This is a genomic window from Salinihabitans flavidus, assembly GCF_900110425.1.
In the GTDB taxonomy this organism is placed as follows: domain Bacteria; phylum Pseudomonadota; class Alphaproteobacteria; order Rhodobacterales; family Rhodobacteraceae; genus Salinihabitans; species Salinihabitans flavidus.
Window position 1 is genome coordinate 63,375 of the sequence record NZ_FODS01000018.1, and the last position, 13,992, is coordinate 77,366.

13 protein-coding genes are annotated in these 13,992 nt (G+C 66.8%); 12 read left to right on the top strand and 1 reads right to left on the bottom strand.

The window, feature by feature from the left end; all coding sequences use genetic code 11:
* The first annotated feature begins 1 nt into the window (after window position 1).
* The 5 genes from BMW66_RS14105 to BMW66_RS14125 are packed head-to-tail and all read left to right on the top strand — an operon-like array spanning window position 2 to window position 4,617.
* Entirely contained in the window at window positions 2–814 is an 813-nt protein-coding gene (locus tag BMW66_RS14105) for an aspartate dehydrogenase (RefSeq protein WP_093119452.1), read from the top strand.
* Window positions 811–2,322, top strand: coding sequence for an aldehyde dehydrogenase (locus tag BMW66_RS14110; RefSeq protein ID WP_245729488.1), 1,512 nt, complete (start codon window positions 811–813; stop codon window positions 2,320–2,322). Before BMW66_RS14105 ends, BMW66_RS14110 begins: the two co-directional genes overlap by 4 nt.
* The gene (locus tag BMW66_RS14115) at window positions 2,319–3,554 is read left to right on the top strand and encodes an FAD-dependent oxidoreductase (RefSeq protein WP_093119454.1); all 1,236 of its coding nucleotides are present in this window, start codon (window positions 2,319–2,321) and stop codon (window positions 3,552–3,554) included. Before BMW66_RS14110 ends, BMW66_RS14115 begins: the two co-directional genes overlap by 4 nt.
* Window positions 3,551–4,018, top strand: coding sequence for a flavodoxin domain-containing protein (locus BMW66_RS14120; protein ID WP_093119455.1), 468 nt, complete (start codon window positions 3,551–3,553; stop codon window positions 4,016–4,018). Before BMW66_RS14115 ends, BMW66_RS14120 begins: the two co-directional genes overlap by 4 nt.
* Complete coding sequence (locus tag BMW66_RS14125) at window positions 4,018–4,617, top strand: pentapeptide repeat-containing protein (RefSeq protein ID WP_093119457.1); 600 nt, start codon at window positions 4,018–4,020, stop codon at window positions 4,615–4,617. Before BMW66_RS14120 ends, BMW66_RS14125 begins: the two co-directional genes overlap by 1 nt.
* On the opposite strand, the gene BMW66_RS14130 is transcribed toward BMW66_RS14125, so the two are convergent.
* Window positions 4,608–5,435: an IclR family transcriptional regulator gene (locus BMW66_RS14130; protein ID WP_093119493.1), complete on the bottom strand. Its 828-nt coding sequence runs from the start codon at window positions 5,433–5,435 to the stop codon at window positions 4,608–4,610. The genes BMW66_RS14125 and BMW66_RS14130 overlap by 10 nt on opposite strands.
* Window positions 5,436–6,137: 702 nt before the next feature.
* Between BMW66_RS14130 and mraZ the strand changes: the two genes are divergently transcribed.
* The 7 genes from mraZ to mraY are packed head-to-tail and all read left to right on the top strand — an operon-like array spanning window position 6,138 to window position 13,796.
* The gene (gene mraZ, locus BMW66_RS14135; RefSeq protein WP_093119458.1) at window positions 6,138–6,641 is read left to right on the top strand and encodes a division/cell wall cluster transcriptional repressor MraZ; all 504 of its coding nucleotides are present in this window, start codon (window positions 6,138–6,140) and stop codon (window positions 6,639–6,641) included.
* Between the two features lie 3 nt (window positions 6,642–6,644).
* Window positions 6,645–7,634 (top strand): 16S rRNA (cytosine(1402)-N(4))-methyltransferase RsmH, encoded by a 990-nt coding sequence (rsmH, locus tag BMW66_RS14140; RefSeq protein WP_093119460.1) that lies wholly within the window; start codon window positions 6,645–6,647, stop codon window positions 7,632–7,634.
* On the top strand, window positions 7,634–7,990 hold the full coding sequence (gene ftsL / locus BMW66_RS14145; RefSeq protein ID WP_175483254.1) for a cell division protein FtsL: 357 nt from the start codon (window positions 7,634–7,636) through the stop codon (window positions 7,988–7,990). The genes rsmH and ftsL overlap by 1 nt, the downstream gene beginning before the upstream one ends.
* A complete protein-coding gene (locus tag BMW66_RS14150) occupies window positions 7,987–9,771 on the top strand; it encodes a peptidoglycan D,D-transpeptidase FtsI family protein (RefSeq protein WP_093119462.1) in 1,785 nt (594 codons plus the stop codon). Before ftsL ends, BMW66_RS14150 begins: the two co-directional genes overlap by 4 nt.
* 21 nt (window positions 9,772–9,792) lie before the next feature.
* The gene (locus BMW66_RS14155; RefSeq protein ID WP_093119463.1) at window positions 9,793–11,274 is read left to right on the top strand and encodes a UDP-N-acetylmuramoyl-L-alanyl-D-glutamate--2,6-diaminopimelate ligase; all 1,482 of its coding nucleotides are present in this window, start codon (window positions 9,793–9,795) and stop codon (window positions 11,272–11,274) included.
* Complete coding sequence (locus tag BMW66_RS14160; protein ID WP_093119464.1) at window positions 11,271–12,713, top strand: UDP-N-acetylmuramoyl-tripeptide--D-alanyl-D-alanine ligase; 1,443 nt, start codon at window positions 11,271–11,273, stop codon at window positions 12,711–12,713. The genes BMW66_RS14155 and BMW66_RS14160 overlap by 4 nt, the downstream gene beginning before the upstream one ends.
* Window positions 12,714–13,796 carry a phospho-N-acetylmuramoyl-pentapeptide-transferase gene (gene mraY, locus BMW66_RS14165; protein WP_093119466.1) on the top strand — a complete coding sequence of 361 codons (1,083 nt, stop codon included), beginning with the start codon at window positions 12,714–12,716 and terminating at the stop codon, window positions 13,794–13,796.
* Window positions 13,797–13,992: the final 196 nt, after the last annotated feature.

Here is a 13,992-nt window from a genome sequence, read left to right on the forward strand (position 1 = left end):
CATGCATCTTGGCATCATCGGATACGGCAATATCGCGCAGCAGCTTGTGACGATGCTCGCCGCGCCGAAAGGGCCGTGCCCGGAGCGGATCACGCTTCTGGTGCGCCCCGAACGGCAGGAGGGCACGGCGCAAGCACTGGCCGATCAGCCCATCGCGGCGCAGGTGGTCACACAGGCGCAAGCGCTGGCCGACGCGCGCCCCGATCTGGTGGTCGAATGCGCCGGGCACGCGGGCGCCGCCGCGCATGTGCCCGCCCTGCTGCGCGCGGGCATCGACGTGGTGCTCGTCTCCGTCGGGGCGCTGGCCGACGATGCGCTGCATGACCGGCTGCGCGCCGCCGCCGAGGCCGGGGGCGCGCATCTCATCCTGCCCGCCGGGGCCGTGGGCGGGATCGACCTTCTGTCGGCGCTCTCCGGCGGCGGAGAGGTGGAATTGACCTATCGCGGAATCAAGCCGCCCGCGGCGTGGTCTGGCACCCCGGCGGCGCAGGCCATTGACCTCGACGCGGTCACGCACGCCACGCCGATCTTCACCGGCACTGCGCGCGAGGCGGCGCGCGCCTTTCCCAAGAACGCCAATGTGGCCGCCACGCTGGCGCTGGCCGGGCCGGGGCTTGATGCCACGCGGGTGGAACTGATCGCCGATCCGGCAGCATCGGGCAATCTGCACAGCTACGAGGTGCGCTCCGGCATCGCCAATTACACCATGACGATCGAGAACAAGCCATCGGCGGGCAACGCCAGGACGAGCCTTGCGACGGGCTATTCCGTGCTCCGTGAAATCCGAAACCGAATGATGCCGGTGATACTATGAAAATGGATCAGATCGACGACATCCTGCCCGATGGGCGGCTTTTCCTTGCCGGTGAATGGCGCGAGGGGACAGGGGCGGAGATCACATCGGTCTTTCCCGCCGATGGCCGCGTGAACCGCGTGCTGCGCGGCGCCTCCGCCGCCGACGGACAAGAGGCGATCGCGCGGGCCAAAGCGGTGCAGGCCGATCCCGCCTGGCGCGTCCTGAAACCGCATGAGCGTGCGCGCCACCTTTACCGCATTGCCGACGGGATCGAGGCGAATATCGACCGTATCTCCATGATCCAGTCGTGCGACACCGGCAAGACACTGCGCGAGACGGCAGCGCTCGCGGCCTCGGCGGCGGGCACCTTCCGCTACTATGGCGCGGTGCTGGAGACGATGGATGACGAGCTGACCGCGCAGCGCGCCGACAGCCTGACCCTGTCGGTGCATGAACCGCTCGGCCTTGTCGCCGCGATCACGCCGTGGAATTCGCCGATCGCCTCTGACGCGCAGAAGGTCGCCCCGGCGCTGGCCGCCGGAAACGCCGTGCTTCTCAAACCCGCCTCCTGGTCACCACTCACGGCGCTGGAACTGGCGCGCATCGTCGAGGAGGCGGGTCTTCCCCGAGGGCTGTTCTCCGTCCTGCCGGGGGCCGGACGTGAGATCGGCAACCTTCTGGTGGAGCATCCCGACATCGCGAGGGTGAGCTTCACCGGCGGCACGTCCACCGGCCGGATGATCGCCCGCAAGGCCGCCGAGAAGCTCATGCCGGTGAGCCTTGAGTTGGGCGGCAAATCGCCCACTATCGTCTTTGACGACGCGGACATGGATCTGGCGCTGGCCGGGGTGCTGTTCGGCATCTTCTCCTCCTCGGGGCAAAGCTGCATCGCAGGCTCGCGGCTGTTCGTGCAGCGCGGCGTTTATGACACTTTCGTGGGCCGGCTGGTGGCCGCGACACGGGCGCTTCGCGTCGGTCACCCGTTCGACGCCGCCACGCAGGTCGCGCCGCTCATACACGAGGACCACCGCCGAGAGGTGGCCGCCCATGTCGCCGCCGCGCTGGAGGCGGGGGCGGAGCTTCTGTGCGGCGGTGCCGCGCCCGAGGGCGATGCCTATGCGGGCGGCAGCTATTACCTGCCCACCATCCTTGCGGGGGTAAAGAACACCGACCGCATCTGCCGCGAGGAGGTGTTCGGCCCGGTGCTCGCCGTGCTGCCCTTCGACGATGAGGAGGACGTGATCGCGCAGGCCAACGACAACGACTATGGCCTCGCCTGCGGCATCTGGACCAGCGATTTCCGCAAGGCATGGCGCGTGGGCCGGGCGATCCGCTCCGGCACGATCTGGCACAACACTTACAAGCAGTTTTCCATCTCCACCCCCTTCGGCGGCGAGGGCGACAGCGGCACCGGACGCGAGAAGGGGCGGCAGGGGCTGCGCGCCTACATGGCGCAAAAGAGCTTCTATACCGATATGACCGGCGCGCCGCACCCCTGGGCCGCCGATACCGTGAGGGCGACATGAGCGGACAGGTCGCCATCGTCGGCGCCGGGCCATCCGGCTGCTATCTGGCGCAGGCGCTGCTCAAGGCGCAGCCCGATCTGATCGTGGATCTGATCGACCGGCTGCCGGTGCCCTATGGCCTCGTGCGCTATGGGGTGGCCGCCGATCATCAGGGCACGAAAGGGGTCACGCGGCAGTTCGCCCGCCTGTTCGAACGGCAGGGCGCGCGGTTTTTCGGCAATGTCGCCGTGGGCGAGGCGATCACGCTCGACGCGCTGCGCGCGGCCTATGACGTGGTGGTGTTGGCCGCCGGGCTTTCGGTGGATCGTCCGCTCGGTATCCCCGGGAGCGATCTGCCGGGCGTGATCGGCGCCGGGCGGCTGACCCGCTCGCTTTATGAGCATCCCGACGCCGATGCGCTGCCCGATCTTGGCCCGCGCCCGCTGATCATCGGTAACGGCAATGTCGCCATCGACCTGCTGCGCCTTCTGGCCAAGACACCCGAGGAGCTTGAAGGCTCCGATCTGGGCGCGGGGCCGACAAAGTGGCTTGAGCGGCAGGCGATCGAGGAGATCACGATCACCGGACGGTCCCCCGCCGCGCAGGCGAAATTCGACGCGGTGATGATCAAGGAGCTTGCGAAGCTCGCGGGCGTGACGATCCGGGTGATTGGCGCGGGCGCAAGCGATGATCCCGCCGAGCAGAAGAAGATCGACGCGCTCCTCGCGCTGGACGGAATCGCCACCGGCCCGCGCCGCGTCACCTTCCGCTTCGGCCTCACCCCGCTGGGGGTGGAGGGGGCGGATCGGGCCGAGGCGGTACATTTCACCAGCCCCGCCGGTGAGGAAACGCTTCCCTGCTCCAGCGTTCTGACCGCGATCGGGTTCGATCCCGCCGCCGATCTGCCGCGCGATGCGCTCGTGAGCCTTGCTGCGGATGCGGAGGCCGGCGTGTTGGCCCCCGGCCTTTACGCCGCCGGATGGTTCCGGCGCGGCCCGCGCGGCACCATCCCCGACAACCGCGCCGATGCGCAGGCGCTGGCCGGGGCGATCCTTACCGATTTGGCCCCGGACCCGTCCAGACAGGGGGCGGCGGTGCTTGCCGCTCTGCCCGATGTGACCGATTACACCGGCTGGACACGAATCGACTCCGCCGAAACCGCCACGGCCCGTCCGGGCCGCTGCCGCAGCAAGATTGCCACCCGCGACGCGATGCTCTCCATCGCGCGCAAAGATCACGGAGACGCGCCATGAAACTCGCCATCCTCTACGGAACGGAAACCGGCAATGCCGAAATGCTGGCCGAAGACCTCACTGCCGAGCTTGAAGGCGCGAATGAGGTGGACTGTCATAACCTGGCCGATTTCGCCCCCGCCGATTTCGCCCCCGACACCTTTTACCTGCTGATATGCTCGACCTATGGCGACGGGGAACTGCCCGCCTCCGCGCAGCCCTTCGCCGAGGTGATGGAGGCCGAAAAGCCGGACCTTTCGGCGATCCACTTCGCGATCTTCGGCATGGGCGACAGCGAGTATGACGAGACGTTCAACCACGGGCCGAAGCGGCTGGCCGAGCTGATGGCCGCGCATGGCGCCAACCAGATCGGTGATCGCATCGCGCATGATGCCTCGGGCGCCGACATGGCAGAGGATCTGGCCTTTCCATGGGCCGAGGCGGTGATCGAGATGGCACAGGACACCGTGGGCGAGGCCGCGTGATGCGCGCGGGCGAGCTACGCCAGACCCTGTCGCAACCGTGGCGGCACGGGGTGCATACCGATTTACGCGGGATCACCTGCGAGGGGCGGCTTGATCTGGCGGGGCTTGCCGTGGCCGGGGTGGATTTCACCGGCGCGGCGTTTCCCGACGGGATCGACGCCACGTGCGCGCGCTTTGACGGGCTATGCTGGTTCGGCGGCTGCCGTTTCGGCGCGGCGGCGGAGTTTTCCGGCGCCTGCTTCATGAATGACGCAAGGTTCGAGGATTCGGTGTTCGACGGGCCCGCCCGTTTTTCCCGCGTCGATTTTCGTGGCATCGGGCGGTTTGACAATGCCCGCTTTGCCGAAGGCGCGGATTTTTCCGGCACCACCTGCTACGGCAATTTCTCACTCCAGAACGTGCAGAGCCAGGGCCCGGTGAGTTTCCGGGGCGGGGAATGGCTTGGCGGGCTGTGGTGCGATCATGCCCATCTGCCCGAGGCGGCCGACCTGTCGGACACACAGGTGCATGGCCGGCTCTGGTTGCGGGGCGCGACGCGGGGTAACGCGGCGCTTCTGACGTCCGACTTCGGGATGAGCTTCGGCTACACCTACATCTGATCGGCGGACCAGCCACGATAGCCCATCGCCTCCGACACGTCGCGCGCCGTCTGACGGAGCGTCGCCTCGATCCGGTCCACCTGCTCGCCGCCTTCGGCGAAGATGCTGGCGTGGCCGGTGACATTGATCGCGGCGATGGCGTGACCCTGATGATCATAGACCGCCGCCGCTGCCGATCCGATCTCCGGCTCGAAATTTGCCACGCTCCATGACAGGCCGCGCGCGCGATCCCCGGCAAGCTGCGCCTCGAGTTCCTTGAGGGTGGTGCGCGTCTTGTCGGTATAGGCTTCCAGCGCCTGCCCGCGATAGAGATCGCGCAGCGCGCCGGGCGGCAACTCGGCCAGAAGGATGCGCCCGATGGTGGTGGCATGGGCGGGCAGGCGCGTGCCCTCGCGCACCGTGCTGGCCAGATGCGACACTGGCGTTTCGCGGGCCAGATAGACGATCTCCTGCCCCTCGCGCACGCCCAGATGCGCCGACAGGCCCAACTCGTCGACCAGCCGCTTGAGATAGGGCCGCGCCACTTGAATGATGCCGCGCTCGCTCAGCGCGGCAGCGGCCAGCGCGATCAGCCCGGTGCCAAGGCGATAGCCGCCCTCGTCGGGGATCTCCTCGATGATGCCCTCGGCCTGAAGCGTCGCCAGAAGCCGGATCAGCGTGGTGCGGTTGATCCCGATGGCCTTGGCGGTGCGGCTGGAATTGCGGCAGCGGTTGCCCGCCGCGATATGGCGCAGCACCGCCAGCGCGCGCACCACGGGCGGCACGGTATAGTCGGGGGGGCTGGTCTCGTTCGGAATGGTTGTTTCTGTATTGGACATATCGGCCATATTTGAACAATTTCTTTGCCCCACGGTTAGCACGCGATCGCGCACGGGGGAAGGGGAATGCCGCGCGGGGCCGGCGCTGACGGGAAATCGCGGCAGACGCGGGAATTCATGGGCCAGCTCCTTGGCGCCACGCGTGATTCTGCTGTCGAATCACCCGATTCAGCCGAAAATCGCTGAATCTGCCCCCTCATACGAGTGTGATTGGTCCGAGATCTCGCGTGAATGGTAGAGTTATCGGGAAAACATGGGAATTTTATAGGTCAGCTATTCAGACGCTAAATATAGTAGGGTTGGCGTCTGAATTGGGAAGGGAGTGTGTCTATCGCCAAAAATCATCCTCTAAACCTTGTTCTTCTAGGGGGTGAAAAACCATATCTTGCGACCGATAGGCCATTTTTTCGTTGATTTCCATGAATTCCCATGTCATCCCTTTATGCAAGGTGAGACGGGAACAAAGGGGCAGCCAAGACCCCGAAAATCTCCCAAGTCAGGTTTCATACAGGCCCCGCTTTCACCGAAACGAAGAGATCCGGCGCGCGGGCGAGCAGACATCCCCCCAGGTGGCGCGCGCAGTCGGACACCCCGCATGGCGGGACGAGGGCGGCGGGTTGAGCAGTGGCAGCAGCTCAACCCGCCGTTTTCATTCAAAGAGGGCAAACCTCGGGGCGGCAGGGAAAAAGGACCGGGCTGACAGTGGCGCGCAGGTTCAGAGGCGAAAGCCACCACAAGGTGGACAGCAAGGGCAGGGTGTCTATCCCGGCCTCGTTTCGTCGTGTGCTCGAAGCGGCCGATCCCAACTGGACCCCCGGTGAAAGTCCCGAGCTTGTGATCGTCTATGGCGATCATCGCCGCAACTACCTTGAATGCTACACGATCGAGGCCATCGAAGAGGTCGACCGCAAGATCGACGCCCTTCCGCGCGGCACGAAAGAGCGCAAGATGCTGCAACGGCTGTTTCACGGCCTGTCCTATCCCACCAATGTCGATGAGACTGGCCGCCTTGTGCTGCCGTCAAAACTGCGCGCCAAGATCGGGCTCGAGGGCGAGGCGTTCTTCATCGCCGCCGGTGACACCTTTCAGATCTGGAAGCCCGAAACCTACGAGACGGAGGAACTCGCCCGTACCGAGGAATGGCTCGAAGAGCTGCCCGACGACTTCGATCCGCTCATCTTCCTGGATCAGCAGTCGGAGGGCTAAGCGATGGCCGCCGCCGCATCCCCCTCCGCGAACTCGCACCTTCCCGTCCTTCTCGGCCCGCTCCTGCAGGCGGTGGCGCCGGTGCATGGCACATGGCTTGACGGCACATTCGGCGCCGGCGGCTATGCGCGCGGGCTGCTCGACGCCGGGGCGGACCGCGTGATCGGCGTGGACCGCGACCCGCTCGCCTTTGACATGGCGGTGGACTGGATCGACGCCTATGGCGGGCGGATCGAACTGGTGACAGGCGTCTTCTCGAAAATGGATGACTATGCCACCGATCTGGACGGGGTTGTGCTCGATCTCGGGGTCAGCTCCATGCAGCTCGATCAGGCCGACCGTGGTTTTTCCTTCCAGCGTGACGGGCCGCTCGACATGCGCATGTCCCAAAGCGGGCCAAGCGCCGCCGAGATCGTGAACACCGCCGAAGAGGGCGAACTGGCTGACATTCTCTATCTCTATGGCGAGGAACGCGCCAGCCGCCGCATCGCCCGCGCCATCCTGCGCGCCCGCGCCGAGGCGCCGATCGAAACGACCCTGCGCCTTGCGGGGATCGTGGAGTCCTGCCTGCCGCGCCCCAAGCCGGGACAGATCCACCCCGCCACTCGCAGCTTTCAGGCGCTGCGGATCGCGGTGAACGACGAATACGGGGAGTTGTTTCGCGGTCTCATGGCCGCCGAACGGGCGTTGAAACCGGGCGGGATGCTGGCGGTCGTAACCTTCCACTCCATCGAGGATCGCATGGTCAAACGCTTCTTGCAGATGCGCGCGGGCCGGATGGGCGGTGGAAGCCGCCACGCCCCGCCGCAGCAGGAGACGACGCCCGCCTTCGACCTTGTCAATCGCAAGGCGATCACTGCCGACGAAGACGAGATCGTCGCCAATCCGCGCGCCCGCTCGGCCAAGCTTCGGGTGGCGCGCCGAACCGATGCCCCCGCGGGCACGGTCGATCCGCGCAGTCTCGGGATGCCGATCATGGAGAAAAAACGCTGATGCGCAGCCTTGTCTATATCCTCTCCGCCTGTGCTGTGATCGCGCTGGCCTTCTGGGCCTACCGCGAGAACTACCTGACTCAGCGTGCCGTGGCCGAGAGCGAGCGCCTGCAACAGGAGATCGGCGCCGCCCGCGCCCGGCTGGCGGTGCTGCGGGCCGAGTGGGCTTATCTCAACCGGCCCGATCGCCTGCGGTCCCTTGCGGAACTGAACTATGACACCTTGCAGCTTCTGCCCTTGGGGGCGAGCCAGTTCGGACAGGTCGATCAGGTTGGCTTTCCGCCGGAGCCGGCACGAAAGCCACAGTTTGACCTGCGCAATTCGGTCGATGTCTCCGGCGTGGAGGAGGGCCGATGATCCGCACCCCCCTTCGACCGCTGGCCAGAATTCTGCGCGCCCGCGACCGCGGCGAAAGCCCCGATGCGATCGAGCACGAGAATATCCGCCGCCGCCAGGAGGACATGCGCGATCGCACCCGCGAACGGGCCGAGGGTCGTCTTCTGGTGCTGGCGGCGATGTTCCTCTGCGCCTTCGTGGTGATCGGCGGGCGCATGGGCATGCTGGCGGCCTCTGTCCCCGAAGAGCCGCGCGCCTCCAGCCAGGGGGCCGAGATCCGCGCGCAGCGTGCCGACATCGTGGACCGGCGCGGGCGGATTCTGGCGACCAATCTGGAAACCTTCGCGCTTTACGCCCAACCGCCGCAAATGATCGACCCGGGGAATGCCGCGCGTGAACTGGCCCGCATTTTCCCCGACCTCGATGAAGAACGCCTCCTCGGAGATTTCACGGGAAAGCGCAAGTTCCTGTGGATAAAGAAGAAAATCAGCCCCGAACAGAAGCAGGCCGTGCATGACATCGGCGAGCCGGGCCTGCTCTTTGGCGCGCGTGAGATGCGCCTTTACCCGAACGGCAAACTGGCCTCGCATGTGATGGGCGGCACCCGCTTCGGGCGCGAGGGCGTGCGCGCGGCAGAGGTGGTCGGCGTCGCCGGGGTGGAAAAATACTTTGACGAGGTGCTGCTCGACCCGGCCAATGGCAGCCGCGCGCTGACGCTGTCGCTCGATCTCACGGTGCAGGCCGCGACCGAACGGGTGCTGGCCGGGGGCATGAAGCTGATGAACGCGCGCGGGGCGGCGGCGGTGCTGATGGATGTGCGCACAGGCGAGGTGATCTCGCTCGCGTCGCTGCCGGATTTCGACCCCAACGACCGCCCGCGCCTTCCGCCATCCACCGGCGCCGCCGACAGCCCGCTGTTCAACCGTGCGGTGCAGGGCGTCTATGAGCTTGGCTCCACCTTCAAGATATTCACCGCCGCGCAGGCGATGGACCTGGGGATCGCCACGCCCGACACCATGATCAACACCGCCGGCCCGTTGCGCTGGGGCAAGTACAGCATCCGCGATTTCCGCAACTACGGCTCCGAGTTGACGCTCGACAAGGTGATCGTGAAAAGCTCCAACATCGGCACCGCCCGCGTCGCGCAGGAGATCGGCGCGGAGCGGCAACAGGATTTCTTCCGCGATCTGGGCTTTTTCGATCCCACCTCGCTGGAACTGGTCGAGGCGGCCGGGATCAAGCCGCTTCTGCCGTCCAAATGGTCCGAGCTTTCGACCATGACCGTCTCATACGGTCATGGGCTGTCGGCCAGCCCGCTGCATCTTGCGGCGGGGTATGCCACGGTGGCCAATGGCGGGCGGCGGGTCGTGCCGACGCTGCTCAAACGCGATGCGCCGCAGGACGGGCCGCGCGTGATGTCCGAGGCGACGTCGGCCAACGCGCGGCGGATGCTGCGCCGCGTCGTGACCGAGGGAACGGCCAGTTTTGGGGATGTTCCGGGCTATGCCGTGGGCGGCAAGACCGGCACCGCCGACAAGCCGCTGGAGACCGGGCGCGGCTATCACGAGGACAAGGTGATCGCCACCTTCGCCTCGATCTTCCCCGCCCACGATCCGCGCTATGTCCTTGTCGTCACGCTCGATGAGCCGGTGGAGACCTCCGGGCCGGAGCCGCGCCGCACCGCGGGCTGGACCGCCGTGCCCGTCGCCGCCGAGATCATCGGGCGGATCGCGCCGCTTCTGGGCTTGCGTCCTGACGTTGAACCGGGGCAATTGGCTGATATAACGCTCACGTCCAATTAACCATCAGACAGGCCGCCCCCCATGACGCTCCCGGCACAGACACTCTCGCAGCTTGGCCTGACGGCATCGCGAGGGGCCAACCCCGCGATCACCGGCCTTGCGCTCGACAGTCGGGAGGTGAAGGAGGGGTTTCTCTTCGCCGCCATGCCCGGCACGCGCGAACATGGCGGGGCCTATATCAAATACGCCCTGCGCATGGGCGCGGCGGCGGTGCTGACCGATGCCGAAGGCGCCCGCATCGCAAAGCGGGAGCTGGCGGAGGCGGGCACGCCGCTTGTCGTGGCCGAAGATCCGCAGCAGGCGCTCGCCTATACCGCGGCGCTTTGGTTCGGGCAGCAGCCCGGCATCATGGCCGCCGTGACCGGCACCAACGGCAAGACGTCCGTGGCCAGTTTCCTGCGCCAGATCTGGCAGGCGCTGGGGCTTGAGGCGATCAATATCGGCACCACCGGGGTGGAGGGCGATTTCACCGCGCCGCTGCGCCACACCACCCCCGACCCCGTCACCCTTCACCGCATCCTGTCAGAAGCCGCCGCCGCCGGCGTGGATTTCGCCGCGATGGAGGCGTCGAGCCACGGGCTTGAACAGCGCCGCCTTGACGGCGTTCACCTGCGCGCTGCCGGGTTTACCAATCTTTCGCAGGACCACCTCGACTATCACCCTGATTTCGACGCCTATTTCAAGGCCAAGGCCGGGCTGTTCGATCGTGTTCTGCCCGAGGACGCCATGGCGGTGATCAACATCGCCGGGCTGCGTGGTCCCGACATGGCCGCCATTGCGCGCGGGCGCGGGCTGGAGGTGCTGACCATCGGCCACCGCGACGCCGACCTGCAACTCGAGGCGCAGCGGTTCGACGCCACCGGGCAGGATATCCGCTTTGCCTTTCGCGGACGCCACTATCAGGCGCGGCTCGATCTCATCGGCGGGTTCCAGGCGGAGAACGTGCTTCTGGCCGCGGGGTTGGCCATCGCCTGCGGTGCCGCGCCCGAACGGGTGTTCGAGACCCTGCACGAGGTGCAGACCGTGCGCGGGCGGATGCAGCTTGCGGCCACGCGCGCCAACGGCGCGGCGGTCTTTGTCGATTACGCCCACACCCCCGATGCCATCGCCACCGCGCTGGCCGCCATGCGCCCGCATGTCATGGGTCGGCTGATCGCCATCATCGGTGCGGGCGGCGACCGCGACGCCACCAAGCGCCCGCTGATGGGGCGGGCGGCGGCCGAACATGCCGATATGGTCCTTGTGACCGACGACAACCCGCGCACCGAGGATCCCGCCGAGATCCGCACCGCCGTGATGCTCGGCGCGCCCGAGGCGATCGAGGTCGGAGACCGGGCCGAGGCGATCCTGCGCGGCGTCGATGCGCTGGGGCCCGGCGACGCGCTTCTGATCACCGGCAAGGGGCATGAAACAGGGCAGATCGTGGGGGATGACACCCTGCCGTTCGACGATGGCGAACAGGCCAGCGTCGCGGTGATGGCCCTTGACGGGAGGCTGGCATGACACTCTGGACCGCGGCGGAGGCTGCTGCCGCCACCGGCGGGCGGGCCGTGGGCGACTGGTCCGCCACCGGAGTCTCCATCGACAGCCGCACGTTACAGCCCGGCGATCTCTTCGTCGCGCTTCGGGCCGCGCGCGACGGGCACGATTTCGTTGCGCAGGCGCTGGACAACGGCGCCGCCGCCGCGCTGGTCTCGCATCTCCCCGAGGGGGTGACAGGGGACGCGCCGCTCCTGCTGGTCGACGACGTGCAATCCGCGTTGGAGGCTCTGGGCCGCGCCGCCCGCGCCCGCAGCACCGCCAGCGTCGTCGCTGTCACCGGATCGGTCGGCAAGACCTCCACCAAGGAGATGCTGCGCGCCATTCTGGCCGGACAGGGCCGGACCCATGCCGCCGAGGCGAGCTACAACAACCACTGGGGCGTGCCGCTGACGCTGGCGCGCATGCCGCGCGACACAGATTTCGCGGTGATCGAGATCGGCATGAACCACCCCGGAGAGATTGCGCCGCTCTCGCGACTTGCCCGCCCGCATGTGGCGATGATCACCACCGTCGCCGCCGCCCACCTCGAAGCCTTCGACAGCGTCGAGGACATCGCCCGTGAAAAGGCCGCGATCCTCGACGGGTTGGAGAAGGGCGGGGTGGCCGTGCTCAACACCGACATTCCCACGGCGTCCATTCTCCGGGACAAGGCCCGCGCCGTTGGCGCGCGGCTCGCCGATTTCGGTGAGACCGCGGAGGCATGGCGCCTGTGCGATGTCACGCTGCGCGGCAACACGACCATCGCCCGCGCCGAGGCACGCGGAGAGCCACTTTTGTTCAAGGTCCGCAGCGCGGGCCGCCATTTCGCACTCAACGCGCTTGGCGCGCTGGCCGCTGCCGATGCGCTCGGTGCCGATCTGGCGCTTGCGGCGGGCGATCTGGGCCGCTGGGTGCCCTTTACCGGGCGCGGCGCGCGCGAGACGATCCACCTCGACCCGGTGGAGACCGAACTGCACCTCGAGCTCATCGACGACGCGTATAATGCCAATCCCGCCTCGGTGGGTGCGGCGCTGGAGGTGCTGGCCGCCGCTCTGGTGGAGGATGACGTGGGCCGCATCGGCAAGGGGCGGCGCATCGCAGTTCTGGGCGACATGAAGGAACTGGGCGAGGGCGCGCCCGCCATGCACGCGGCGCTCGCGCTTCATCCGGCGATGACCGGCATCGACACGGTGCACTGCGTCGGCCCGCTCATGCGCCACCTGCACGCGGCGCTGCCCTCTGAAAAGCGCGGCAAATGGTGCGAAGACAGCGCCGCGATGGCGCCGGGCATCCGCCATCTGGTCGATGCTGGCGATTGTGTGCTGGTCAAGGGATCTCTTTCGATGGACCTCGCGCGCGTGGTTGACGCGATCCGAAAACTGGGCCATGCCGCTCCGCACTCCAACGATGAGGATGCCTGAATGCTTTATTGGCTGACCGCCCTGTCCGATGGCGGGGATGTCTTCAATCTCTTCCGCTACATCACCTTCCGGGCGGGGGGCGCTTTCATGACGGCGCTGGTCTTCGGGTTCATCTTCGGTCCGCCGCTGATCAACGTGTTGCGCAGGACGCAGGGCAAGGGGCAGCCGATCCGCACCGACGGGCCGGATGGTCACATCGTCAAGGCGGGCACGCCCACGATGGGTGGGCTTCTGATCGTCGGGGCGCTTCTGACATCCTCGCTGCTCTGGGCGCGGCTCGACAACGGGTTTGTCTGGCTGGTGCTTTTCGTGACCGTGACCTTTGGTCTGATCGGCTTTGCCGACGACTACGCCAAGGTGGCAAAACAGAACAGCAAGGGGGTTTCGGGCCGCACCCGGCTTCTGCTGGGGTTCGTGATCGCCGCGATCGCGGGCTACTGGGCCACGATGCTGCACCCCGAGGCGCTTCAGTTTCAACTGGCGCTGCCGGTGTTCAAGAACACGCTGATCAACCTCGGTTTCTTTTTCATCCCGTTTTCCATGTTCGTGGTGGTGGGGGCGGCCAATGCCGTGAACCTGACCGACGGGCTGGACGGGCTTGCGATCATGCCGGTGATGATCGCGGCCGGCACGCTGGGTGTGATCGCCTATGCCGTGGGGCGGGTGGACTTCACCGAGTATCTCGACGTGCATTACGTGCCCGGCACCGGCGAGATCCTGATCTTCAGCGCCGGCCTGTTCGGCGGGGGCCTCGGCTTTCTGTGGTATAACGCGCCGCCGGCGGCGGTGTTCATGGGCGATACCGGCTCTCTCGCGCTTGGCGGGGCGCTGGGGGCCATCGCCGTGGCCACCAAGCACGAGCTGGTTCTGGGTATCGTGGGCGGCCTTTTCGTGGTCGAGGCGCTCTCGGTGATCATTCAGGTGCTCTATTTCAAACGCACCGGCAAGCGCGTCTTTCTCATGGCGCCGATCCATCACCATTACGAAAAGAAGGGCTGGGCCGAGCCGACCATCGTGATCCGCTTCTGGATCATCGCGGTGATCCTTGCCATGATCGGGCTGGCCACGCTCAAGGTGCGGTAAAGCGCGGCGGATATACGCTCAATGCAACGCGCGCCGGGGTAACCACCGGGGTTGTCGGGATTCGATACCGACGCAATACCGACGTGATACCGACATGATACAGACAGCGGGTTTTGGCGCTTAACCCTTATGAACAAAGTCTTTGCACGCAATGGACGCGCCAGGGGCCAAAGGTTAACAACCGCCGGCCGCCCGC